Origin of the sequence: Novosphingobium kalidii, assembly GCF_040534015.1 — a bacterium.
In the GTDB taxonomy this organism is placed as follows: domain Bacteria; phylum Pseudomonadota; class Alphaproteobacteria; order Sphingomonadales; family Sphingomonadaceae; genus Novosphingobium; species Novosphingobium kalidii.
The window spans coordinates 12906-33934 of record NZ_JBEWLY010000019.1; the positions used below are offsets into that span (position 1 = coordinate 12906).

Below are 21029 nucleotides of genomic sequence, written 5' to 3' on the forward strand. Positions count from 1 at the left end.
GTACGATGGTTAGTCGTGGCATCCTCCCAGCGATAGATGTGACGGCCATCTTGTCGGAAGCCGAGGCGCAGGCATAGCTAGCCGGCGAGTGCCGAAACGGCACCGGGAGAGCGATGGACATGTCCCAATCCGTTTCCAATCCCGCCCAGCTCATGGAAGCGGCCAAGGCCGCCACCGGCCTTGACGATTTCGGTGATCTCGGCTTCATCGAAGGCTTGGAGATCCTCTGCGCTTCCGCCCAGCGAGAGGCCGATCTCAACGACGCCGGGCAGGCGATGTTCGATGGGCAGGCGACGATGCTGCTGATGCGCCGGCTGGAGATCGAGGACTGGTACGCGCGCCATCCCGAGATCGACGAGCAGGAAATCGTCCGCCCTCTGATGATCCTGGGCCTGCCGCGCACTGGCTCCACCGCCACGCACTGCTTGCTGGGTGAAGATCCGACCGTGCGCGTCATGCGAAACTGGGAATCCATGATGCCGTGCCCGCCGCCCGAGAAGGCCACCTACCAGACTGATCCCCGCATCGCGCAGATGGACGCGATGATGGCGCGCCGCGATCAGGTGACGCCGCGAATGAAGCAGATGCTGCCCAGCAGCTCGACCTCGCCAGCCGAGGATCAGCTCACCATGGGGTACGACTTCAAGTCGCAGATCTTCCAAGCGTCGTTCCGCATTCCGACCTACGTCGAATGGTTCAACAACAAGGCCGATCTGGTGCCGACCTTCCGCTATGTGAAGCGCGTGCTCAAGCTGTTGCAATGGCGCTGTCCGCCGGGCCTCTGGCGGCTCAAGAACCCGACCTACTCGCTGTTCGTCGACGCTCTCGACAAGGTATACCCCGACGCCCGCTACTGCATGACGCACCGCGATGTCGCCAATGTCATCCCCTCGGTCTCGGACCTGTATTTCGAGATGCACAAGTCCCACACCGACCGACCGGACAAGCTGTGGATGGGTGAGGTGACGAGCCATGCCTGCGAGCTGCAGATGCACCGGACGATCGCCTTCCGCGACGAGGGCGGCAACGACGGCCGCTTCTTCGACATCCACTTCGCGCCGTTTCAGAAGAATCCGTTCCCGGTAATCCAGCAGCTTTACGACTTCCTGGGCGAGGAACTGACGCCTGAGGCGCTGGCGCGAATGAAGGCGTGGCGCGACGATACGCCCAAGGACAAGCACGGCAAGCACGAATACCGGCCCCAGGATTACGGCCTCAGCAAGGAGGGCTTGCGCGAGCGCTTCCGGTTCTACTCGGACCGCTTCGGTGTGGCGACGGCATGATAAGCGGTTTCGGCTTCCATACCACCGCGATGGAAGCGGCTCGAGGAGCAGACCTGACCGGCCGACAGGTCGTGCTGACCGGCGCGTCGTCGGGCATCGGGATCGAAACGGCGCGCGCCTTGGCATGGGCGGGTGCCGATCTGGTCCTAGGCGTGCGCGATCTCGGCAGGGGCGAGGCGGCGCTGGCCGGCATCAAAGCGCGCCTGCTGCGGCTGGACTTGGGCGACCTGCGATCGGTGATCGATTTTGCCGCTCGGATCAGTGGCCCGGTCGACGTGCTGATCTGCAACGCCGGGATCTCGAAGTCTCAAGATTCACACCTGCCCAACGGGCTAGAGGTCCGCTTCGCCACCAACCATCTCGGTCACTTCCTGCTCGCGCACCAGCTGAAGCGGCAAATGGCCCATGGTGAAGCTGGACGCGGCGCGCGGATCGTTGTCGTCAGTTCGGCCGCGCACAAGGGCCTGCCGGTGAGGCTCGACGACCTGCAATGGACCAAGCGGCCCCATATGGACGGCGCCGCCTATGCCGAGTCCAAGAGCGCCAACATCCTCTTCGCCCAGGAAGCCACGCGGCGCTGGAGTGGCGATGGAATCTTCGCCAACGCCCTGCTGCCGGGATCGGCCCTGACCGGTCTGCAGCGCTATCACGGAGAGGCACTCAAGCGGAAGATTGGCTTTATCGATGCCGAGGGCAACGTCGATCCGATGGTCAAAACCGTCGAGCAGGCAGCCGCCACCTCGGTGTGGGCCGCCACCGCGCCCGAACTGGAGGGGCGCGGCGGCTTGGTGTTGGAAGATTGCGGCGAAGCGCTGCCGGTTGGGCCTGAAACCCACGCTTGGGCGGGGTTCGACCCTGCGATCGCCGATCCCGAGACCGCGCGGCGGCTGTGGGATCACTCGCTTGATCTGGTGACCGAGCTCGTAGGCTAAGGTCCGAACTTAATCCGGGTCTTGAGGATCAGCGGCCGCATTGGTTCAGGAGCGTCCACTGAAGCCGGGAAGTCGAGATGTCTCGTTCGTTTTTGGCTGGCGGATGAAACATGGAATGCTGGATAGCGAGCTCACGATGATGGCGCGGTCTCATGGGTAGTCAGCGCCGGGCGCGGTCCGCTGTTGGGTTGGTGCTGCCGCGCCTAGACTGCGTGAAATGCGAATCGGGAAAGGTGTAGATATCAGCGCTGATTGGCACGTTTTGTCAGCGATAACTGGCACATCCAACGGAGTAGGCAGTCCCGCACGGGATCGAATTTCGAGAAATCAGTGCGGATCGGCCGACCGGCTAATCAGGCCGGAGACCAATCGTATTGCATCTGACGAGCCGTAAGCTGCGCGAGCTGTGGACCTATCATGCGTTCGACCAGATGAAGGCTCATGCTGATACCTGCCGAGATGCCCGCTGACGTGACGACAGCCCCTTCATCGACGTAAGGCAACCCTTCGACAACAGCGATTTTTGGAAACATGCGCCGCATTTCGTCGATGTCTTCCCAATGTGTGATGGCCTTCAAGCCATCCAGGATCCCAATGCTGCCGAGAATAAACGCTCCGGTGCACACCGACGCCGTGAGAGTAGCGCGAGCGGACTCGCGCTTTAGCCAAGCCAGCGTAGACAGGTTGCTCATGGGCTCGGTAACGATGCCACCTGGGACAATCAGAATATCGGTGGCGGGAGCATCCATAAAGCCATGATCTGGCGCGATCCGCAGACCATGGCGCGCTGCCAGCGGCTCGTGCCCTTCGGCGATGGTCACAACCCGGAACGGTGGACTATCAAACCCCAAAACCTTGATCGCGACACGAGAGGCCACGGAAAACACCTCATAGGGACCGGCAAAGTCGAGTACCTCGACGTCAGGAAATAGCAGAATACCCACGGTGAGGGACATGTGCTGATGATGCGGGCGTCCGGCCCGGTGTCAATGGCCGTTACCAAGCTTAACCCTGACTTCTCACGAACGATGGTGAAACGGGAAATCCGCCGTTGACCTGAATCACCGAGGTTGACACCGATCGCCATCTGCCAACACTTAAGCAAATGCTACAGTATGAGTCGCGGCCGCTTGATAAGGCTTTCCACGCGCTTTCCGATCCCAGCCGTCGTGCGATGATCGAACGGTTGAGCCGTGGCCCGGCCTCCGTCAGCGAACTTGCCAATCCGCTGCCGATGACGCTCTCCGCCGTGACCCAGCATTTGAGAGTGTTGGAGGCGGCGGGGCTTGTCAGAAGCGGCAAGGAGGGTCGCGTCCGGACATGTGCGCTGGATGCCGAGGCGATGGCTCGGGTCGAACGCTGGATAACGGACCGCAAGCGGTTCTGGGAACAGCAATACGACCAACTGGAAGCCTTTCTGGCGCAACCGCCATCCATCGGAGAAAGATGAATGACCGTCACCAACGCGACCTTCGTCATCGAACGACAATTAAGCGCCGCGCCCAGCCAGGTCTTCGCGGCCTATAAGAGCCTTGAGGCCAAGACCGCGTGGTTCAAGACGCCTTCCGATGCCGAGATACTTGCTCGTGACCTCGACTTCCGGGTGGGCGGCAAGGAACGCTTCCACGCACGCTGGCCGAGCGGGCTGGTGACCGACTTCCAGGCGACCTATCACGACATCGTCGAGAACGAACGGATCGTCCTCGTCTACGATCTGCTCCACGGCGGCGAAAAGCTGTCCGTTTCCCTGCAAACGATCGAGATCAGGGCCAGGGGCAGCGAAACGATGCTGATCCACACGGAGCAGGGTTCCTACTTCTCCGGTGGGATGGAGGCCGTGCAGGGGCGCGAGCATGGCACGACCTGGCACGTCGATAACTTGGTCGCTATCCTTGAAGGCCGTGAGACGAGGGCATTCGCATGACGCTCGAACTCTTCGCCCACCCGTTCTCCTCCTACTGCCAAAAGGCGCTGATCGCTTTCTATGAAAACGACATTCCGTTCACCTACCGCATGATGGAGGATACCGGCGTCGGGGAGGAGCTTGCTTCCCTGTGGCCGCTAAAGAAGTTTCCGATCCTGCGCGACGATGACGGCGTGATTCTAGAAGCGTCGATCATCATCGAACACCTGCACGTCCGGCATCCCGGACCAGTCAGGCTGATCCCCGACGATGCGGATCAGGCCGTCAAGGTGCGGATGCTCGATCGCTTCTTCGACAACTATGTGATGACCCCGCAGCAGAAGTTCGTGTTCGATGCGCTGCGTCCCCCCGAAGATCGCGACCCCTACGGCGTGGAGGAAGCGCGCAAGATGCTGGAGACCAGCTATGCTTGGCTCGACACGCGGATGAACGGCCGCACCTGGGCAGTGGGCGATACGTTCACGCTTGCCGACTGCGCTGCAGCGCCCTCGCTGTTCTACGCGGATTGGACGCACCGAATCCCCGAACGATATCAGCATCTCGCCGCTTATCGTGCTCGACTGCTGGAGCGGCCATCGTTCGCGCGAGCGGTGGATGAGGCGCGGCGCTTTCGTCACTACTTTCCGCTCGGCGCACCAGACAGGGACTAGGCTGACCCCTTCTCGATAAAGATTGCGAGCTCATACCTTCGGGGATGATGCATCGCGATCGTCACAGCGCTGGTCTCGCCGATAGCGGCTCGTTAGGGCTGACGTACCGATGGCAACGAATCTCATCACTTTTGATCAACGGCCCTTCGGCGAAGGGCCGATTCGAACGGTCTGGCGCTCGGCGAGCAATGGAGCGGGTTCGTTCATCTCAGCGGCGTACCCCACCTGGGAACTCGTCTTCTGGAACGTCGCCGGCGTCGTCGGGGCAGCCTTCGCGGGCCTGAAACCGTCGCGACGCATGCGCAAGTGCCTGCGGACGGTCGCTGGCTGGGTTCGGGACGGAGTTACGGGACAAATGCTGATCGGCTATGCGCGCGTCTCGACAGCCGATCAGGAGCTGACGCTGCAAACTGATGCGCTGACCAAGGCCGGGTGCGAAAAGCTGTTCACCGACAAAGCGAGCGGCGCAAAGGCCAACCGGCCGGGGTTGACCGAAGCCCTCGACTTCGCGCGGGCCGGTGACACGCTGGTCATCTGGAAGCGGGACCGGCTCGGCCGCTCAATCCAAGGGCTGATCGAGTTGGCGGCCGACCTGTCCGCTAGAAGGGTCGATTTTCGATCGCTGACGGATGGGTTCGACACGTCCACGCCATCGGGCCGTTTGCTGTTCCATATCCTCGCCTCCGTCGCGGAGATGGAACGTGAGCTGATAAAGGAACGGACCATCGCTGGCTTGGCAGCGGCACGTGCCAAGGCTGGCAACGGCGGGGCCGAAAATCGGTGATGACACCCGACATGCTCGACACCGCCCGCAAGCAGCTTGCGGCGGGCGACAGCCCCGCCAAGGTCGCAAAGCTGCTGCAAGTCGGGCGCTCGACCTTCTACCGCCACTTCCCGGCCAGCGAGCGCGCCGACCAAGCGTGACAATTACCGATGACAGAACGTGCCAATCAGCGCTGAAGTCTACAACGATACAATCGCGCGTGCCGACAAACCCTAAAACTTAGATTGTCGTACACCACAGCAAAGCGACAGGGTTTATCGTGTAGCTCTCCGAGCCCACCGATGCGATCTGGCAGGGAATGGACAAATGCACGGGGAACATGTGTTTTCCGTCACATCAAGTTCTGTTCAAGAAAACGATGCAGAGACCGTTGGAAGCTCCTGACCATAGCCTCACCAAGTAGCGCGCCGCAGGGGAGTGCGAGATGCGGCGGAACGGCGGTGAGCGTCAGTTGACAGATTGCACCTGGCCTCCGTCGATCCTGTAGTTTGCGCCGTTGACGAACCCGGCGAGCGGACTGGCGAGAAAGGCGACCAGTGTCCCGATCTCCTCCGATCGACCATAGCGAGCGGATGTGCACGCGAAGAGCCCCAGGTCCATGAACGCCTTCTCGCGCTCGTCTAGATCGTCAGGCCAACCCCTAACATCGCCCATCGTCTTCAACGTTCCCTCGAACATCTTCGTCCGGGTGCATCCTGGGCTGATAGTGTTCGCAGTGACGCCGGAGCGGGCCAGATCCATGGACAGGCTTACGGTGCCCGATCGCGGCGGCGACCGCCTGCACGACCTCGATCGCGAACCGTGCGCGGTTCTCGAGTGAACCGCCATATTCGTCGGTGCGTTCATTGGCATTCGGCGCCAGAAACTGATGCACCAGATATCCATTCGCGCCGTGCACTTCGACGCCGTCGGCGCCGGCTTCGATCGCGCGAGCGGCGCCATAAGCGTAGTCGGCAACGGTCTGGCGAACCTCTTCGGTCGTTAGCGCACGGGGCTCAGGAACCGGCAGCATCCCCTTGCTGGTGAACATGTCTTCACCCGGGGCGAGCGCCGAAGGGGCGACCGGCTGGCGATGATGCGCGGTGTTTTCCGGATGGGACCTGCGGCCGACATGCATGAGCTGGATGAACAGCCTGCCTCCGGCCGCGTGGACGGCTTCGGTCACCTTCCGCCACCCGGCGACATGATCGTCGGTGTAGATACCAGGCGTGTTCAGATAGCCCTGCCCGTCCTCGGAGAGTTGACTTCCCTCGGTGATCAGCAGGCCCATCGTCGCGCGTTGCGCATAATACTCGGGGGCGGGGTCGCCGGGGGTGCCGTCGGGTTTGGCCCGGCTGCGAGTCATCGGCGCCATGGCGAGGCGATGCGGCAGTTGCAGATTGCCGAGCTTTATGGGGGACCAGAGATCGGTCATGGGAGTTCTCCTGAACTGGTGGATGCAGTGGAGACGAGGATCAGAGCTTGCCTGCGGCGAGCATCTCGCGGGTGCGCTTCAGCGTGGACAGCAGGGCCGCCTTGTAACCCTTGTCGCTGTCGAACTGCTTCTGTTCGGCCTGCTCCTCGGGTCCGTTCGGCGCCTTGTCGCGCAGCCCGAGGTAGCAGTAGAATTTGAGCTGAAGCGCGCCTGCATCGTCCTCTAACAGTTCGTTGACGATGGCGCCTTCGCGCGGGCCGGTCGCCTGGAAGAAGGTGACCTTGCGTTGCGGCTCGAGCGTGATGATCTCGCGCAGGTCGGCGCCGGCGATGGCGGCTTCGCGGACGAAATGCGTCGGGCTCTCCTCGGTGACGTCGCACCTGGTGCACAGGCCGGGCGGGAGGAACAGGCGGGCGTCGCGAGCCTTGAGCTCGAGGCCTTTCCAGACCTGCTCGCGGGTGAGCGGGGTTTCGCCTTCCGGGTTCACCGGAACGGTTGCGGTCGAATAGATAATGGCGATGGTCCCTGTTCGTGTGGGGATTGGCGGTGTCAGCCGGCGATCTGCGCGACGTACTCGCGGTAGGTACGCAGCGAGCGGCCGAGCAGCGTGGTGAGCCGGTCCACATCGCCGGCCTCGGGCAGCATGCCGTCGGATACGAAGCGCTCGGCCATCAGGCGCATGTCGTAGGCCATCCAGCCCGGCATGAACCGGCGCATGTTCTGCTCGAACCCGGCGGTGTCGTCGCCCGGGTAGGCGATCTCGCGGCCGAGAACCTCGCTCCAGATCGCGGCGGCGCCCGTGCCGGTCAGCGTGTCCGGGCCGACCAGATTGATGCGGGTGAGCGGGAGCGGCGTGGGCGATTGTTCGCGGCGGATCAGCTCGATCGCTGCGATTTCGCCGATATCACGGGCGTCGATCATCGCCAGGCCCTTGTCGCCGATCGGCATCGGATAGATGCCATAGCCGGTGACCACGTCTTTGATCGTGATTTCGTTGTCCATGTAATAGGCCGGGCGCAGGATGGTGGCGTTCATCCCCATCTGCTCGATCATCCGCTCGACGCCGAACTTGCCCGCGAAGTGCGGCACGTTGACGTAGATGTCGCTGTGGATCACCGACAGATAGACGATCCGCTCGATCCCTGCTTCGCGGGCGACGTTGAGCGCGATCAGTGCCTGGGTGAATTCGTCAGCGACGACGCCGTTCAGCAGGAACAGCGTGGAGACACCCTGCATGGAGCTTCGCAGCGAGTCGACGTCGAGCAGGTCGCCCTGGACGGTTTCGACGCTCTCGGGAAGGCTCGCCTTCGAGGGGTCGCGGACCAGAGCGCGGACATCGGCGCCGCGGTTGACGAGCTGTTCGACGACATTGCTTCCGACATTGCCGGTGGCGCCGGTTACGAGAATGGTCATGATGTTACTCCTTCGGGTTGAGCCATTTGCTTGCCCCCAAAATAGCGATCCACATCCGGTCCGATAGGCGCTATATCTAGACAGACCGTCTCACTTATGGAACGATCATGGATCTTCTCGCTCTTGCCGATTTCAACCTGGTCGCCCGCCACGGCGGGTTCGGAAAGGCCTCCCGCGCCGCAGGCCGTCCAAAGGCGACGCTGTCACGCCGCGTCGCGGAACTGGAGGCGAGCCTCGATTTGCGGCTGTTCGAGCGTGGCGCGCGCGTCCTCAAGCTAACCGAGGAAGGACGCACGCTGTTCGAGCGGACGAGCCAGCTGCTCACCGAGCTCGACGAGACGGCCACCGCAATCGCGTCGGGGGGGCACAGTCCGCGAGGTCGGTTGCGCATCAGCGCCCCTTTGCTCTTTTCGCAGACCGCGATGGGGAAGCTCGCCGCCGGTTTTGCGCTTAAGTACCCGGAGGTGCGTCTCGAGGTCACCACCGAGGACCGGCCTGTCGACATGGTCGAGGAAGCCTTTGACCTGGTGATCCGCGTCAATCCGGAGCCTGATGAGAGCCTCGTCGGGCGCATCTTCCTGCGCGATCGGATGGTGGTCGTGGCAAGCCCGGACCTGACGCTGCCGACAGATGGCCCCGCCGTTCCGGCTGTGGTGCGCGGGACGGCTAAACAGGCCGATGCGTGGAACGTCACGACACCGGCTGGGCGCGCGCGGATCCGGGTCAATCCTGTCCTGAGTCTGTCATCGCTCATCATGGCTCGCGATGCCGTGCGCGCGGGTTTGGGCGCCGCACGGCTTCCCATTTCGCTCGTCAGCCACGATCTTGCCGACGGCACGCTGGTGCACTGGGGCGATGTGGAAGGAGCGGAAATCGCGCTGTGGACGCTTTATCCCACGCGCCGGCTGTTGAGTGCGCGCGTCGCGGCGTTTCTTGACCACCTGAAGGAAGCCTTCCCGATGGGAACCCCCGAAGAGCTTGCAAACTATCTGAGAAAATGACGACATGGCCGCGCGCCGCCTGGCACGCGGCCTCGGGCATGGTCTACATACCTGTACAATTGCGCGGCAGCGGTTGCTGTCCTCGGCGTATCTCGGAATCCTGCATCACCTTCCTGGCCACATAACCATCGGGACGGATCAGCATGGCCCCGACCTGGCGGTTCTCCGCATCGTTCTCGGCGTGCTTCACGTCCCCGGCGAGTACGGTATCCGAACGCAACCAGTGGGGCAGCGGCACCGGCGCATCGCTTTGGTTGGAGAGATGCAGCCACTTGCCGCCGCAGAGCAGGCTGTGGATGCTGGTGGATGTTCCATCCATGAGGGTCAGCGAGCGATCGGGGATACGTTCGCCTGCACCGTCACCGCTGCCGAACAGGTCGCTGCTCGGATAGCGTAGATCGAAGCCTGACAGCACGCCGGCAAGACAGCGATTCACTTCGGGGATTCTCAGGAGTTCGGACATTTCACTCCGAAGTGCGAGGTGTCCAGGATCAAACCGGGTCATCAGCGCCCCTTGTGCCTGGGTATTGCGGGCGAGCTGCGCACCTATCGGCTTGCGTTCTGTCTCATAACTGTCGAGCAAGACGTCCGGGGCATCGCCCTTCAGGACAGAGGCGAGCTTCCAGCCTAGGTTCATCGCATCCTGCAGGCCGACATTCATTCCCTGCCCGCCGGCCGGAAAATGGAGATGCGCGGCATCGCCTGCTACGAACAGGTTGCCGTGACGATAATGCGAGGCGAGCCGTGTCTCGTCGCCGAAGCGGGTGAGCCAGGACGGCTCGCTCAACTGTAATTCCTGGCCCAATATTCTCCGCGCCGCTGCTGCCAGTTCTTCCAGGGACAAGGGTTCGTCCACCGGAACGTGCTTTCGCTCTGGATCGATCACGATGACACGTACCGTTCCGTCAGCGCTGACCGGCGCAATAGTCACTCCCCCTCTCTCGTTCGTGACCATGAGTAGCGGTGGCCCTTCCAGCCCCTTTATGCGAACGTCGCCCATCATGATGCTGAGTGTCGCATCATGGCCCTCGAACAGAATGCCTGCCTTTTGACGGACGATGCTGCGTCGCGCATCCGCGCCTATCACTGCCCGCGCGCTGAAGGTGGATGCGCCCTGCTCATGCTCGGCGGTCAGCTCATAGCCCGCCTCGGCATTCCCCGAGAGATCGTTGACCCTGTGTCCGCGCAGAATCTCCACGCGCAGATCGCGCGCATGATCCTCGATCAACTCCTCGGTCCGGCTCTGCGGCAGGTAAAGCGTAAATGGGAAGCGCGTGTCGAAGCACGAGAAGTCCAGTCTCGTCTCGAGACCTGCATAATGGCCGGTAGGGATGGGTTTCCCCTCGGCAAGGAAGCGGTCGTCGATCCCGCGCATCGCGAACAACTCGATGGTCCTGCCGTGAATCGTCAACGCTCGGGATTGTTCTACTCTCTGCCTGCGCCGTTCGAGCACGGCGACATCCAACCCGGCGAGCTTTGATTCACATGCCGCCCATAGCCCCACCGGACCTCCGCCGACCACAATCACGTCGTAACATTTCATCTCATGTCTCCAATCTAACATTGTTAGACCATGCCTAACGGTGTTAGAGAGTCAACATGAAGATCGAAAAACCGGCCGTGGTCGAGACAGCGCTCGCACTTCTGGATGAGGTGGGGAGCGACGGGCTCACTATGCGGGCACTGGCGAAAGCCCTGAATGTGCAAGCGCCAACGCTCTATTGGCATTTTCCGTCCAAGCAGGACCTGCTTGATCAGATGGCGAATGCGCTGATCGCGCCCGTGGCGGGCATAATCGACGCAGATGCAGCGCCCGACGAGGTGCTGCGATCGCTCGCGGTCGAGCTGCGCAAGGCGCTGCTGTCACGCCGCGATGGCGCTCGTATCTATGCCGGCACCTTCGTGATGGGCGAGAACGTGCTTAACGTCGCGGAAATCGCTCTCAGCGCTTTGCTGCGCAAAGGGTTGGACGAGCGCACGGCCACCGACGCGATGTTCAACCTTGTCTATTTCGTGCTTGGCTTCACCATTGAGGAGCAGGGTTTCTCCTCGCGCTGGGGATCAAAGGCCGATGCCTCAGTCGAACCGAGCGACTTGACCAAGATCGACAGCTCGCGCTTCCCGGCTCTCGCGCAAAGCTTAGATACCGTTCTGGCTTGGGACTTCGATAGTCGGTTCGAGTTGGGGATCAGGACGTTCTTGCGCGGGCTAGGATAGAGGCACTGCAGCTTAAAGTCTGCCGCTGAAATTTGTGAACTGCCCCGCCATTGCTGATCGACTTTGGAAGCGCTCGACAGCTTCAGGTCGATAGCGCAGCTTCATCCCGATCGTGGCCGCAACATTATCGGGATCAGAACCCGCCGGCCGCGAGTAGCTGCCAAAATCGGGCGAGCAGTCACGTCCCGGCGGCTTGGTCTGTCTTGTCGTGTTAACCGCGATCGGTGGATCGGGCGATCTCCTGCCGCAACTCGTTGATCTTCGCGCCGGCCCACTGCCGGGCGTCGTCGCCGAATACGAGCCGTGATGGCGTCTCGCCCTGCGAAGCAAGGGCTACGATCCGTGTGGCGAGCAGCTTCGGATCGTTCGGCTGGTTGCCGTTGGCCCCGTCCACGAACGCGCGATACTGCGCGACCGCCTTGGCATAGTCTGGAATGTCGATGCTGCCGAAGCTCGCTGACTTCCGGTCCATGAAGTCGGTGCGCAGCATCCCCGGCTCGACCAGGAGCGAGCGGACGCCCAGGGGTTCCAGCTCCTGCGCAAAGCCCTCCATCCATCCCTCGACCGCGAATTTCGAAGCCGAGTAGACGATCCCCTGCCGTTGGAGACCAGCCCGCTGACCGACGAGATGGTGACGACGAGGCCTGAACGACGCTCACGCATGTAGGGGGCGACCGCGCGCGCGACGTTCATCGTGCCGAACAGGTTGACCAATGTTCACGCGAAATCCTGGATAAGTCTCAAGGATGGATCGGCGGGCAGATAGGGGAAGAGCGTTGAACTTTGCAACGACCGCACGACCTGCCGTCTCGCAAGCGTCGTCGACCCAGCTAACAGCCACACGTGCCAATCGCTCGATGGGAGAGAAGTCGGGCATGTCCTACACCGGAGTAGTCATTTGCACGTTGCTGGCTGGTGTAGCTTCCGCATTGGGCGCGACGACAACGAATGGGAAGTGGCCGCTGACTCGTTGCTCATCATGAGCAACAATGCGGTTACGAAGAAGGCGAACCCTTGAAACCAGCACACGATCCTCTGGCTCAAAAACCTGCTTCACTCTGAGGGGTCTCTCCCGCAGCCCCTTTGTGCTGTCGAAGCAGCCCCAGAACTTTATTACGCTCGCGATTGCACACGCACTACGGGCAGATTCCGCCACGTGCTCCGTGGACGCCGCTTGGGCCCACTCGATCACTGCCATTAGGTCGCTTTCAAATTCGCGCAGGCGACTCATCTCATGAGCGGTCCCCATTACTAGGGGCGGACAAACCAATGAGCTTCGTCCCCTCCGGATACGCCGATAAAACGAGCCGCTCGCCATCGAAATGCATGTTTACCATAAGATGAAGGTGCCAGCACGTCGCGTTCGGGATTCTCGCTACCGTGATTCCGGCCAAGTCTGGGAACCTGTGGACATTACTGATACGCCGGATCTTTGATTCCCATCAATGAGCCCGCGGGACGACGGCTGCAGAGGCTGTCCGCTTGCTATTCCTTTGCGGGACATAATCATGGAAACGGTTCTCGCGCGTGCCGGCTGGTGGTCGGCAGCGCTCCTCATCGCGGTCCTGGCGGCCGCCGCAGCCGCGGATAGCGGCTTCGCAGTGCACATGACCATAATCGCCCTGGCGGCCGGTATCGGCCTGTGGCTGAGCGTCAGCCGCGTCGACTACGGCGCGATTGCGCGCGGCGTCATCCGCACGCCCGTTGACCCTGGCAAGTACGACGACGATCCCATCCGCTGGGGCATGATCGCGACGGTATTCTGGGGCATGGCCGGGTTCCTCGCCGGCTTGTTCATCGCCCTGCAGCTCGCCTTTCCAGATCTCAATCTGGAGCCATACCTCAACTTTGGGCGCGTACGGCCACTGCATACTTCAGCGGTGATTTTCGCGTTTGGCGGCAATGCCCTGATCGCCACCAGCTTCTACGTGGTGCAACGCACCTGCCGCGCGCGACTGGCCTTTCCGCGTCTCGCTCGTTTTGTGTTCTGGGGATACCAGCTGTTCATCGTGCTGGCTGCGACCGGCTACCTGATGGGTGTCACTCAGTCGAAGGAGTACGCCGAACCCGAATGGTACGTCGATTGGTGGCTGACGATCGTTTGGGTCGCCTATCTCGCTGTATTCGTGGGCACGATCGTCAAACGCTCCGAGCCGCACATCTATGTCGCCAACTGGTTCTACCTGGCATTCATCCTCACCGTGGCGATGCTGCACATCGTCAACAACATCGATATTCCCGTCAGCCTCGTTGGTTCCAGGAGCTACCCGCTCTGGTCGGGGGTGCAGGGAGCGCTGGTCCAGTGGTGGTACGGCCATAACGCGGTCGGCTTCTTCCTGACCGCAGGCTTCCTCGGGATGATGTACTATTTCGTGCCCAAGCAGGCCGAGCGTCCGATCTACAGCTATCGTCTGTCGATCATCCACTTCTGGTCGCTGATCTTCCTCTACATCTGGGCGGGTCCGCACCACCTCCATTACACCGCTCTGCCCGACTGGGCGCAGACACTGGGAATGGTCTTCTCGGTCATGCTGTGGATGCCGAGCTGGGGTGGCATGATCAACGGCCTGATGACGCTTAACGGCGCCTGGGACAAAGTTCGCACCGACCCGATCATCCGCATGATGGTGATGGCCCTCGCCTTCTACGGCATGAGCACCTTCGAAGGTCCGATGATGTCGATCAAGTCGGTCAACAGCCTCTCGCACTATACAGACTGGACCATTGGTCACGTCCATTCCGGCGCGCTGGGCTGGAACGGCATGATCACCTTCGCGGCGATCTACTATCTGGTTCCGCGCCTATGGAACCGGGAGCGGCTCTACAGCCTGCGCTGGGTGAACTGGCACTTCTGGCTCGCGACTGTAGGCATTGTTTTCTACGCCGCCTCGATGTGGGTAGCCGGCATTACCCAGGGCCTGATGTGGCGCGAGTACGGTGCCGACGGATACCTCGTTAACAGCTTCGTCGAGACTGTCGCAGCGCTTCACCCGATGTTCGTCCTGCGCGCCTTTGGGGGACTGCTCTACCTTGCGGGCGCAGCGATCATGGCCGCCAACGTCTGGCTGACTATCGTGGGCCGCCTGCGTGAAGAAGCGCCAATGCGACAGGCTGCTTACGACGCTGCCGCAGACCGGCCGCTTCCCCAAACGCTCAGCGCAACCCCTGCCGAATAAGGGCAAACTGCCATGAACACTCAATCACCCGCGCTTGACACTCACAAGAAGATTGAGCGCAACGTTACGCTGCTGGCCGTGCTCGCCTTTCTCGTCGTGGCTATAGGCGGCATTGTCGAGATCGCGCCGCTGTTCTGGATCGACAACACCATCGAGAAGGTGAAGGGCATGCGGCCCTACACCCCGCTGGAGCAGGCGGGCCGTAACATCTACGTGCGCGAGGGGTGCTACTCCTGCCACAGCCAGATGATCCGCCCCTTCCGCGACGAGGTGGAGCGCTATGGCCATTACAGCCTGGCGGCCGAGAGCATGTACGACCACCCCTTCCAATGGGGTTCCAAGCGTACCGGACCCGATCTTGCTCGCGTTGGAGGCCGCTACTCCGACGAGTGGCACGTCCAGCACCTCAAGGACCCGCGCTCGGTCGTGCCGGAATCGGTTATGCCGCGCTACGGCTTCCTGGCCGACACTGATCTCGCCACCAACGACATGGCGGCCGAGCTGACCGCACTCAGCCGCGTGGGTGTGCCCTACTCGCAAACCGACATTGCCAAGGCCGACGAAGACCTCAAGGCGCAAGCCGATCCCGACAGGGACAGTGCTGAGCTCCTCAAGCGCTACCCGAAGGCACAGGCGCGTGACTTCGACGGGAATCCCGGCCGCCTGACCGAAATGGACGCCCTCGTAGCCTACCTTCAGGTCCTTGGCACGATGGTCGACGTGAACGCGGCTGCGGCTCAGGAGGATCTGGCGCGGGAGAAGGGCCGATGAGCCTTCACTCCACTTACGACGCCCTGCGCCACTTCGCCGATAGCTGGGGCCTCGTGGCGATGACCGTGACCTTCATCGTGTGCGCCGGCTGGCCCTTCCGGCCGGGCGCAAGCAGCAGGAACGAGGCCGCGGCCCGATACATCCTGGAAAGCGACGACAATGACTAAGCGTATCGACGAACCTACGGGCACTCAGACCGTCGGCCACGAATGGGATGGAATCGAGGAACTCGACACCCCCATGCCGCGCTGGTGGCTCTGGACCTTCTACCTGACGATCATATTCTCGATCGGTTATGTCGTGGTCTACCCTGCCTTTCCGCTACTCGCGAGGGGCACCGAAGGGCTGTGGGGCTGGACAAGCCGCGGTGAACTCGCTGCGGAAACGCGCGCAGCGAACGCACAGCGTGCCCAGGTGCTGAACCAGATAGCAATTACTCCGCTTGAAAAGCTTCAGGGCAAGCCCGAGCTGATGAAGGCTGCGGTTGCCGGCGGTCGGGCGGCGTTCCGGGTCAACTGCGTGCAGTGCCACGGTTCCGGTGCGGCGGGCGTGCCGGGCCTCTACCCCAACCTTAACGACGACGAGTGGCTGTGGGGTGGGAACCTGCAGGAGATTGAGCAGACGATCGCCCACGGCATTCGGCAGCCCGGGGACGAGCATACTCGCATGAGCCTGATGCCCTCCTTCGGACGCGATAGCCTCCTCACCCGAGAGGAGATCGACGATGTGGTCAGCCATGTGCTCACGCTCTCCGGGCAGGAGAAGCCCAGCGCAGCATCGGCGCGCGGCGCGACCTTGTTCGCCAACAACTGCGCCGCATGCCATGGCCCGACCGGGCAAGGCGGACGTCAGGTCGGCGCACCGAACCTGGCGGATGCGATCTGGCTCTATGGAGGCAGCCGCGAGAACATCAAGCAGAGCGTGAACGTTGCCCACGCCGGGGTCATGCCCGCTTGGAGCGGCCGCCTTGATTCTGTGACGATCAAGATGTTGGCGGCCTACGTCCACTCGCTGGGAGGTGGTGAGGACTTCGAAACCCCGGCCGCGGAAGCGACTGCCGATGCGCAACCCTAAGCCTGCGGGCGCCGTCCCCCTCTACGAGAAGAGCAAATCGGTCTTCCCGAAAGCGGTGGACGGCAAATTCCGGCGCCTGAAATGGGGCTGGATGGCAGTTACCCTGTCGATCTACTATCTCACGCCCTGGATACGATGGGATCGCGGCCCCTACGCGCCCGATCAGGCCGTCCTGATCGACCTCGCTCATCGCCGCTTCTATATGTTCGGCATAGAGATTTGGCCGCACGAGTTCTATTTCGTGGCCGGCCTGCTGATCATGGCCGGGATCGGCCTGTTCCTGGTCACAAGCGCAGTCGGTCGTGCATGGTGCGGCTACTCCTGTCCTCAGACAGTCTGGACCGACCTGTTCCAGCACATCGACCGCCTGGTCGATGGCGACCGCAACGCGCAAATGCGGTTGCAGAAGTCGCCTTGGAACGCCGAGAAGATCGGCAAAAGGCTGCTGAAGTGGTCGATCTACTTGGTCATCAGCTTCTGCACCGGGGGCGCCTGGATCCTGTACTTTGCGGACGCGCCGACTCTCATGCGCGAGTTCTGGTCGGGTGAGGCCGCACCGATCGCTTACACTGCCGCCGCTGCGCTCACCGCCACGACTTTCGTGCTTGGCGGCTTCATGCGCGAGCAGGTGTGCGTCTACATGTGCCCGTGGCCCCGTATCCAAACCGCGATGCTCGACGAAAAGTCGCTGACCGTCACCTACAAGGATTGGCGCGGAGAACCACGCGGCAGCGTGAAGCAGGCGCGAAACGCCTCGACCCCGCTGGGCGACTGCATCGACTGCAACCAGTGCGTCGCAGTATGCCCCACCGGGATCGACATTCGCGAGGGACCGCAAGTCGGTTGCATCACCTGCGCGCTATGCATCGATGCGTGCGACAGCGTGATGAACCAACTCGGCCGCGCCCCACGCCTTATCGACTACGCCACGCTGCAAGGCTGCGAACACGAGAAGGCTGGAGGTGCGAAGGAGAGCGTAGCCAAGACAATCATGCGTCCGCGGATGCTGATCTACTTCGGCGTGTGGTGCACGATCGGACTGGGCCTGCTCTTTGCGCTCGGCGTGCGGCAGCACATCGACATCTCCGCCGCCAAGGACCGTAATCCACCGTACATGCTGCTGAGCGACGGCAGCATTCGCAACGCCTTCACGATCAAGCTTCGCAACATGGAGAGCCGCCCGCGTGAGATGGAGATTGGCCTCGCGGGCGTCCCGACTGCGGTCATGTGGAGTGACGACATGCCTCGTTCACAGGCAGACCGCACGCTACGAAGGACAGTGCCCGCCGATCAGGCGAGTGCTTTACGCATTTACGTGACGGCGCCCCCAGGCACCCAGGCGCAAGACTTCGCCTTCACCGTTCGCGCGCTTGATGCCGAGGGCGGGAGCGATGCTCATCAAACTCACTTCGACGTTCCTGGAGACGCGCAATGACGCCGCAGCCCACACGCGCTTTCACCGGCCGCCACATCGCCACCATCATGGTCGGCTTCTTCGGGGTGGTGATCACAGTCAATGTCATGATGGCACGCATGGCGAACTCGACGTTTGGCGGAGTGGTGGTGGAAAACTCCTACGTCGCGAGCCAGCACTACAACCGCTGGCTTGACGAGGCGGCGGCGGAGGAAGCGCTGGGCTGGACCGCTGAGATGGCGCGACGGGCGGATGGCCACGTCGCGCTGGAGCTGAAGGGTCCGGCAGCGACGCCGCAGGCCGTGTTTGCAGTGGCGCGCCATCCGCTGGGACAGCTGCCTGAGCGCGTCTTACACTTCGATCCGGCCGCACCGGAAAGCTTCGTCTCGGCTGAGGAACTGCCGGCCGGCCGTTGGCGGCTGCGGCTCGAAGTGCGCAGCGACGGCAAGCTCTGGCGGAGTGAGGGAGACGTGCGGTGAACGCTGCGCTTTCCATCGTCGACGAACCGCTCACCGAGACCGTGCTGATCGTGCCCGGCATGCACTGCGCGGGATGCATGGCAAAAGTGGAGCGCGGGTTGGCGAAGCTGCCCGATGTCGCGTATGCTCGCGTGAACCTGTCGGCACGGCAGGTGCGCGTGGCTCACGCCCCTTCCCTGGCCATGCCCGAACTGATGTCCGCGCTGGAGACAATCGGCTTCGCCAGCCAGCCGCGCCTTGAAGAAGCAAAGGCTGCACCTTCAGCGGTGAAGCCGCTGCTGGCTCCTCTCGCCGTGGCAGGGTTTGCCGCAATGAACGTCATGCTGATGTCGGTCAGCATCTGGTCGGGCGCAGATGGTGCCACGCGCGAGATGTTCCACTGGATCTCGGCTCTGATCGGCGTGCCCGCCGTCGCCTTTGCCGGGCGCCCCTTCTTCTCCTCGGCATGGAGCGCTCTGAAGCGCGGGCGAACAAACATGGACGTGCCGATCACGATCGGCGTCACTCTCGCAACCGCGCTCAGCCTCTACGAGACGATGGTCGGCGGCACGACCGCCTGGTTTGACGGCACCCTCATGCTGTTGCTGTTCCTTCTGGCCGGCCGTGTCCTCGACGCCACCATGCGCGATCGCGCTCGCTCCGGGGTGGAATCCCTGCTGCGCCAAGCCGCGTCCGGCGCGATGGTGGTGACGCCTGCGGGCGGGCTCGACTGGGTATCAGCAAGCGATCTCGTCCCCGGCATGCTCATGCGCGTGGCAGCTGGCGAGCGCCTGGCCGCTGACGGCGAGATCGTGGCTGGCAACACCACGCTCGACCAGTCCCTGCTCACCGGCGAGAGCGCTCCCATCGCGGCAGCTGTTGGTGCGGCTGTTCACGCGGGCACGCTAAACATCGATGCTCCCGTCGACGTCCGTGTCACCGCGACGGGCAAAGACACGTCGCTGGCAGAGATCGCGCGTCTCATGGAAGTCGCCGGTCAGTCTCGCTCGGCTTACGTGCGCATCGCAGATCGCGCTTCGCGGTACTATGCGCCAGCCGTCCACACCTTGGCGCTGGCGAGCTTCATCGGTTGGCTGCTGGTCGGCGCCGGCTTCTATCAGTCAGCCGTGATTGCCATTGCCGTGCTGATCATCACCTGCCCCTGCGCCATCGGCCTTGCCGTACCCGTGGCGCAAGTGGTCGCCTGCGGTGCGCTGATGCGCGCGGGTATCATGGTCAAGGACGGCAGCGCGCTCGAAAGGCTTGCCCGCATCGACCGTGCGCTCATCGACAAGACGGGATCGCTCACGCTGGGCTGTCCGGTTCCCGACCGCGCGGCGATCTCGGCGCTGAGCGGCGAGCAGGCGGGGATCGCCTTGGGACTCGCTTCGCGAAGCCGCCACCCGCTCTCGCGCGCCCTCACCCAGACGCTTACCGCCGCAGGCGTTAGCCCGGCGACGCTGGACGACGTGACCGAGGTTCCCGGCCACGGGATGCAGGGCCACTGGAACGGCGTTCCCGTGGCCCTGCGGCGGCCGGATTCCGCCGGATCGATCGCCGTCGTCCTCGGGATCGGCAGCGAACCGCCCAAGCTGATCGCCTTTGTCGACGGCCTGAGGCCGGATGCGCGCGACGCCTTGGCCGCGCTTGCTGGCTCGGGCGTGGAAAGCTCGATCCTTTCCGGAGATAACGCGGCCGCCGTCGCCGAAGTGGCTCGCGCGACGGGGCTCACCGGACAGGCAAGTGCCAGCCCAACGGACAAGGCCGCAGCGATCAATCGCCTGCAAAACGCCGGCCATCGCGTGCTCATGGTGGGTGACGGCCTTAACGATGGCCCTGCCCTCGCGGCGGCCGACGCTTCGATCGCACCGGGGACTGCCAGTGACGTGGGCCGCCAGGCTGCGGACGTTGTCTTTCTGAGTGACTCCCTGATCGCCCTGCCCCGCACCGTCAGGGCGGCCCGCCGTACGATGCGTGTGGTGCGTCAGAACTTCGCGCTCGCCATCGGCTACAATGTGCTTGCGGTTCCCTTGGCGATCATGGGTCACGTGACGCCACTGGTTGCCGCCGTCGCTATGGCCACGAGTTCAATTCTCGTGATCGCAAACTCGCTCCGGCTGGTGGGAGCCGCCGAATGACCAGCCTTGCCACTCTCGTACCGATCGCCCTGTTCATGGGCCTTGGCAGCCTCGCCACGTTCTTCTGGGCGCTGCGCAAAGGCCAGTTCGAGGACCTTGATGGCGCTGCCAATCGCATTCTCATTGACGATGAACTGGAGGAAGCATCATGAGATATGCGCTCCTCATCGGATTGCTGGCGCTGGTGCCGGCCTCGCTCAATGCGTCGGCTGCGCCCACGATGACCATTGTTGCGTCGTCCTGCATGGGCGCACAGCATGCTGTCACCATTCCCATCGCACCGACGGCACCTCTTCAGCAGGACGGCCAGCTCTGCTGTGCCAAAGGCTGCCATTCGGGCAAGTCTCGAAAACGCTTTCTACGCGCACCTTGATTTGCCA

At 62.8% G+C, this 21029-nt stretch carries 22 protein-coding genes and 2 pseudogenes; 17 read left to right on the plus strand and 7 right to left on the minus strand.

Features of this window, described 5'->3' with window-relative positions; all coding sequences use genetic code 11:
* Positions 1-119: 119 nt before the first annotated feature.
* The gene (locus ABVV53_RS11760) at positions 120-1283 is read left to right on the plus strand and encodes a sulfotransferase family protein (RefSeq protein ID WP_353984618.1); all 1164 of its coding nucleotides are present in this window, start codon (positions 120-122) and stop codon (positions 1281-1283) included.
* A gap of 71 nt (positions 1284-1354) precedes the next feature.
* Positions 1355-2215, plus strand: a complete 861-nt coding sequence (locus ABVV53_RS11765) for an SDR family NAD(P)-dependent oxidoreductase (protein ID WP_353984619.1) — start codon at positions 1355-1357, stop codon at positions 2213-2215.
* 353 nt (positions 2216-2568) lie between these two features.
* Here the strand turns inward: ABVV53_RS11765 and ABVV53_RS11770 are convergent, their stop codons facing one another.
* The gene (locus ABVV53_RS11770; protein WP_353984620.1) at positions 2569-3171 is read right to left on the minus strand and encodes a DJ-1/PfpI family protein; all 603 of its coding nucleotides are present in this window, start codon (positions 3169-3171) and stop codon (positions 2569-2571) included.
* Between the two features lie 149 nt (positions 3172-3320).
* Between ABVV53_RS11770 and ABVV53_RS11775 the strand changes: the two genes are divergently transcribed.
* From ABVV53_RS11775 to ABVV53_RS11790, 4 genes and pseudogenes are all read left to right on the plus strand, one after another.
* Positions 3321-3665 carry an ArsR/SmtB family transcription factor gene (locus ABVV53_RS11775; protein ID WP_353984621.1) on the plus strand — a complete coding sequence of 115 codons (345 nt, stop codon included), beginning with the start codon at positions 3321-3323 and terminating at the stop codon, positions 3663-3665.
* Positions 3666-4139 (plus strand): SRPBCC domain-containing protein, encoded by a 474-nt coding sequence (locus tag ABVV53_RS11780; RefSeq protein ID WP_353984622.1) that lies wholly within the window; start codon positions 3666-3668, stop codon positions 4137-4139.
* A complete protein-coding gene (locus ABVV53_RS11785; protein ID WP_353984623.1) occupies positions 4136-4789 on the plus strand; it encodes a glutathione S-transferase family protein in 654 nt (217 codons plus the stop codon). Before ABVV53_RS11780 ends, ABVV53_RS11785 begins: the two co-directional genes overlap by 4 nt.
* A 355-nt stretch (positions 4790-5144) precedes the next feature.
* A pseudogene (locus ABVV53_RS11790) lies at positions 5145-5713 on the plus strand (recombinase family protein).
* Between the two features lie 307 nt (positions 5714-6020).
* Here the strand turns inward: ABVV53_RS11790 and ABVV53_RS11795 are convergent.
* The 4 genes from ABVV53_RS11795 to ABVV53_RS11810 form a co-directional block, all read right to left on the minus strand.
* Positions 6021-6314, minus strand: a complete 294-nt coding sequence (locus ABVV53_RS11795; RefSeq protein WP_353984624.1) for an SDR family oxidoreductase — start codon at positions 6312-6314, stop codon at positions 6021-6023.
* Entirely contained in the window at positions 6214-6987 is a 774-nt protein-coding gene (locus tag ABVV53_RS11800) for an alkene reductase (protein ID WP_353984625.1), read from the minus strand. The genes ABVV53_RS11795 and ABVV53_RS11800 overlap by 101 nt, the downstream gene beginning before the upstream one ends.
* A 40-nt stretch (positions 6988-7027) precedes the next feature.
* The gene (locus tag ABVV53_RS11805) at positions 7028-7474 is read right to left on the minus strand and encodes an AtaL-like protein (RefSeq protein WP_353984626.1); all 447 of its coding nucleotides are present in this window, start codon (positions 7472-7474) and stop codon (positions 7028-7030) included.
* Between the two features lie 62 nt (positions 7475-7536).
* Complete coding sequence (locus ABVV53_RS11810; protein ID WP_353984627.1) at positions 7537-8400, minus strand: SDR family oxidoreductase; 864 nt, start codon at positions 8398-8400, stop codon at positions 7537-7539.
* A 107-nt stretch (positions 8401-8507) separates the two neighbouring features.
* Between ABVV53_RS11810 and ABVV53_RS11815 the strand changes: the two genes are divergently transcribed.
* Positions 8508-9401 carry a LysR family transcriptional regulator gene (locus ABVV53_RS11815; RefSeq protein WP_353984628.1) on the plus strand — a complete coding sequence of 298 codons (894 nt, stop codon included), beginning with the start codon at positions 8508-8510 and terminating at the stop codon, positions 9399-9401.
* 43 nt (positions 9402-9444) lie between these two features.
* Here ABVV53_RS11815 and ABVV53_RS11820 read toward each other — a convergent pair whose 3' ends face one another.
* A complete protein-coding gene (locus ABVV53_RS11820; RefSeq protein ID WP_353984629.1) occupies positions 9445-10944 on the minus strand; it encodes an FAD-dependent monooxygenase in 1500 nt (499 codons plus the stop codon).
* A gap of 56 nt (positions 10945-11000) precedes the next feature.
* Here ABVV53_RS11820 and ABVV53_RS11825 point away from each other — a divergent pair, with 56 nt between their 5' ends.
* Positions 11001-11618 (plus strand): TetR/AcrR family transcriptional regulator C-terminal domain-containing protein, encoded by a 618-nt coding sequence (locus ABVV53_RS11825; protein WP_353984630.1) that lies wholly within the window; start codon positions 11001-11003, stop codon positions 11616-11618.
* A 211-nt stretch (positions 11619-11829) separates the two neighbouring features.
* Here ABVV53_RS11825 and ABVV53_RS11830 read toward each other — a convergent pair.
* Positions 11830-12311 (minus strand): annotated as a pseudogene (locus ABVV53_RS11830) (SDR family NAD(P)-dependent oxidoreductase).
* 815 nt (positions 12312-13126) lie between these two features.
* Between ABVV53_RS11830 and ccoN the strand changes: the two are divergent.
* From ccoN to ABVV53_RS11875, 9 genes are read left to right on the plus strand one after another with little or no spacing between them, the layout of a single operon-like run.
* Positions 13127-14794 (plus strand): cytochrome-c oxidase, cbb3-type subunit I, encoded by a 1668-nt coding sequence (gene ccoN, locus ABVV53_RS11835; protein WP_353984631.1) that lies wholly within the window; start codon positions 13127-13129, stop codon positions 14792-14794.
* Between the two features lie 12 nt (positions 14795-14806).
* Entirely contained in the window at positions 14807-15565 is a 759-nt protein-coding gene (gene ccoO / locus ABVV53_RS11840) for a cytochrome-c oxidase, cbb3-type subunit II (protein ID WP_353984632.1), read from the plus strand.
* Entirely contained in the window at positions 15562-15732 is a 171-nt protein-coding gene (locus tag ABVV53_RS11845; RefSeq protein WP_353984633.1) for a cbb3-type cytochrome c oxidase subunit 3, read from the plus strand. Before ccoO ends, ABVV53_RS11845 begins: the two co-directional genes overlap by 4 nt.
* Complete coding sequence (gene ccoP / locus ABVV53_RS11850) at positions 15725-16639, plus strand: cytochrome-c oxidase, cbb3-type subunit III (RefSeq protein ID WP_353984634.1); 915 nt, start codon at positions 15725-15727, stop codon at positions 16637-16639. The genes ABVV53_RS11845 and ccoP overlap by 8 nt, the downstream gene beginning before the upstream one ends.
* Positions 16626-18074 (plus strand): cytochrome c oxidase accessory protein CcoG, encoded by a 1449-nt coding sequence (gene ccoG / locus ABVV53_RS11855; protein ID WP_353984635.1) that lies wholly within the window; start codon positions 16626-16628, stop codon positions 18072-18074. The genes ccoP and ccoG overlap by 14 nt, the downstream gene beginning before the upstream one ends.
* Entirely contained in the window at positions 18071-18532 is a 462-nt protein-coding gene (locus ABVV53_RS11860) for a FixH family protein (RefSeq protein ID WP_353984636.1), read from the plus strand. The genes ccoG and ABVV53_RS11860 overlap by 4 nt, the downstream gene beginning before the upstream one ends.
* On the plus strand, positions 18529-20649 hold the full coding sequence (locus tag ABVV53_RS11865) for a heavy metal translocating P-type ATPase (protein ID WP_353984637.1): 2121 nt from the start codon (positions 18529-18531) through the stop codon (positions 20647-20649). Before ABVV53_RS11860 ends, ABVV53_RS11865 begins: the two co-directional genes overlap by 4 nt.
* Positions 20646-20801 (plus strand): cbb3-type cytochrome oxidase assembly protein CcoS, encoded by a 156-nt coding sequence (gene ccoS / locus ABVV53_RS11870; RefSeq protein WP_353984638.1) that lies wholly within the window; start codon positions 20646-20648, stop codon positions 20799-20801. The genes ABVV53_RS11865 and ccoS overlap by 4 nt, the downstream gene beginning before the upstream one ends.
* Positions 20798-21022 carry a hypothetical protein gene (locus ABVV53_RS11875; RefSeq protein ID WP_353984639.1) on the plus strand — a complete coding sequence of 75 codons (225 nt, stop codon included), beginning with the start codon at positions 20798-20800 and terminating at the stop codon, positions 21020-21022. Before ccoS ends, ABVV53_RS11875 begins: the two co-directional genes overlap by 4 nt.
* The last annotated feature ends 7 nt before the right edge of the window (positions 21023-21029 follow it).

Bases quoted from the DNA above. Each gene is read 5' to 3' on its own strand.
- ABVV53_RS11760 (WP_353984618.1), top strand. From the start codon at position 120: ATGTCCCAATCCGTTTCCAATCCCGCCCAGCTCATGGAAGCGGCCAAG.
- ABVV53_RS11770 (WP_353984620.1), bottom strand. From the start codon at position 3,171: ATGTCCCTCACCGTGGGTATTCTGCTATTTCCTGACGTCGAGGTACTC.
- ABVV53_RS11775 (WP_353984621.1), top strand. From the start codon at position 3,321: ATGCTACAGTATGAGTCGCGGCCGCTTGATAAGGCTTTCCACGCGCTT.
- ABVV53_RS11780 (WP_353984622.1), top strand. From the start codon at position 3,666: ATGACCGTCACCAACGCGACCTTCGTCATCGAACGACAATTAAGCGCC.
- ABVV53_RS11785 (WP_353984623.1), top strand. From the start codon at position 4,136: ATGACGCTCGAACTCTTCGCCCACCCGTTCTCCTCCTACTGCCAAAAG.
- ABVV53_RS11795 (WP_353984624.1), bottom strand. From the start codon at position 6,314: ATGGATCTGGCCCGCTCCGGCGTCACTGCGAACACTATCAGCCCAGGA.
- ABVV53_RS11800 (WP_353984625.1), bottom strand. From the start codon at position 6,987: ATGACCGATCTCTGGTCCCCCATAAAGCTCGGCAATCTGCAACTGCCG.
- ABVV53_RS11810 (WP_353984627.1), bottom strand. From the start codon at position 8,400: ATGACCATTCTCGTAACCGGCGCCACCGGCAATGTCGGAAGCAATGTC.
- ABVV53_RS11815 (WP_353984628.1), top strand. From the start codon at position 8,508: ATGGATCTTCTCGCTCTTGCCGATTTCAACCTGGTCGCCCGCCACGGC.
- ABVV53_RS11820 (WP_353984629.1), bottom strand. From the start codon at position 10,944: ATGAAATGTTACGACGTGATTGTGGTCGGCGGAGGTCCGGTGGGGCTA.
- ABVV53_RS11825 (WP_353984630.1), top strand. From the start codon at position 11,001: ATGAAGATCGAAAAACCGGCCGTGGTCGAGACAGCGCTCGCACTTCTG.
- ccoN (WP_353984631.1), top strand. From the start codon at position 13,127: ATGGAAACGGTTCTCGCGCGTGCCGGCTGGTGGTCGGCAGCGCTCCTC.
- ccoO (WP_353984632.1), top strand. From the start codon at position 14,807: ATGAACACTCAATCACCCGCGCTTGACACTCACAAGAAGATTGAGCGC.
- ABVV53_RS11845 (WP_353984633.1), top strand. From the start codon at position 15,562: ATGAGCCTTCACTCCACTTACGACGCCCTGCGCCACTTCGCCGATAGC.
- ccoP (WP_353984634.1), top strand. From the start codon at position 15,725: ATGACTAAGCGTATCGACGAACCTACGGGCACTCAGACCGTCGGCCAC.
- ccoG (WP_353984635.1), top strand. From the start codon at position 16,626: ATGCGCAACCCTAAGCCTGCGGGCGCCGTCCCCCTCTACGAGAAGAGC.
- ABVV53_RS11860 (WP_353984636.1), top strand. From the start codon at position 18,071: ATGACGCCGCAGCCCACACGCGCTTTCACCGGCCGCCACATCGCCACC.
- ccoS (WP_353984638.1), top strand. From the start codon at position 20,646: ATGACCAGCCTTGCCACTCTCGTACCGATCGCCCTGTTCATGGGCCTT.
- ABVV53_RS11875 (WP_353984639.1), top strand. From the start codon at position 20,798: ATGAGATATGCGCTCCTCATCGGATTGCTGGCGCTGGTGCCGGCCTCG.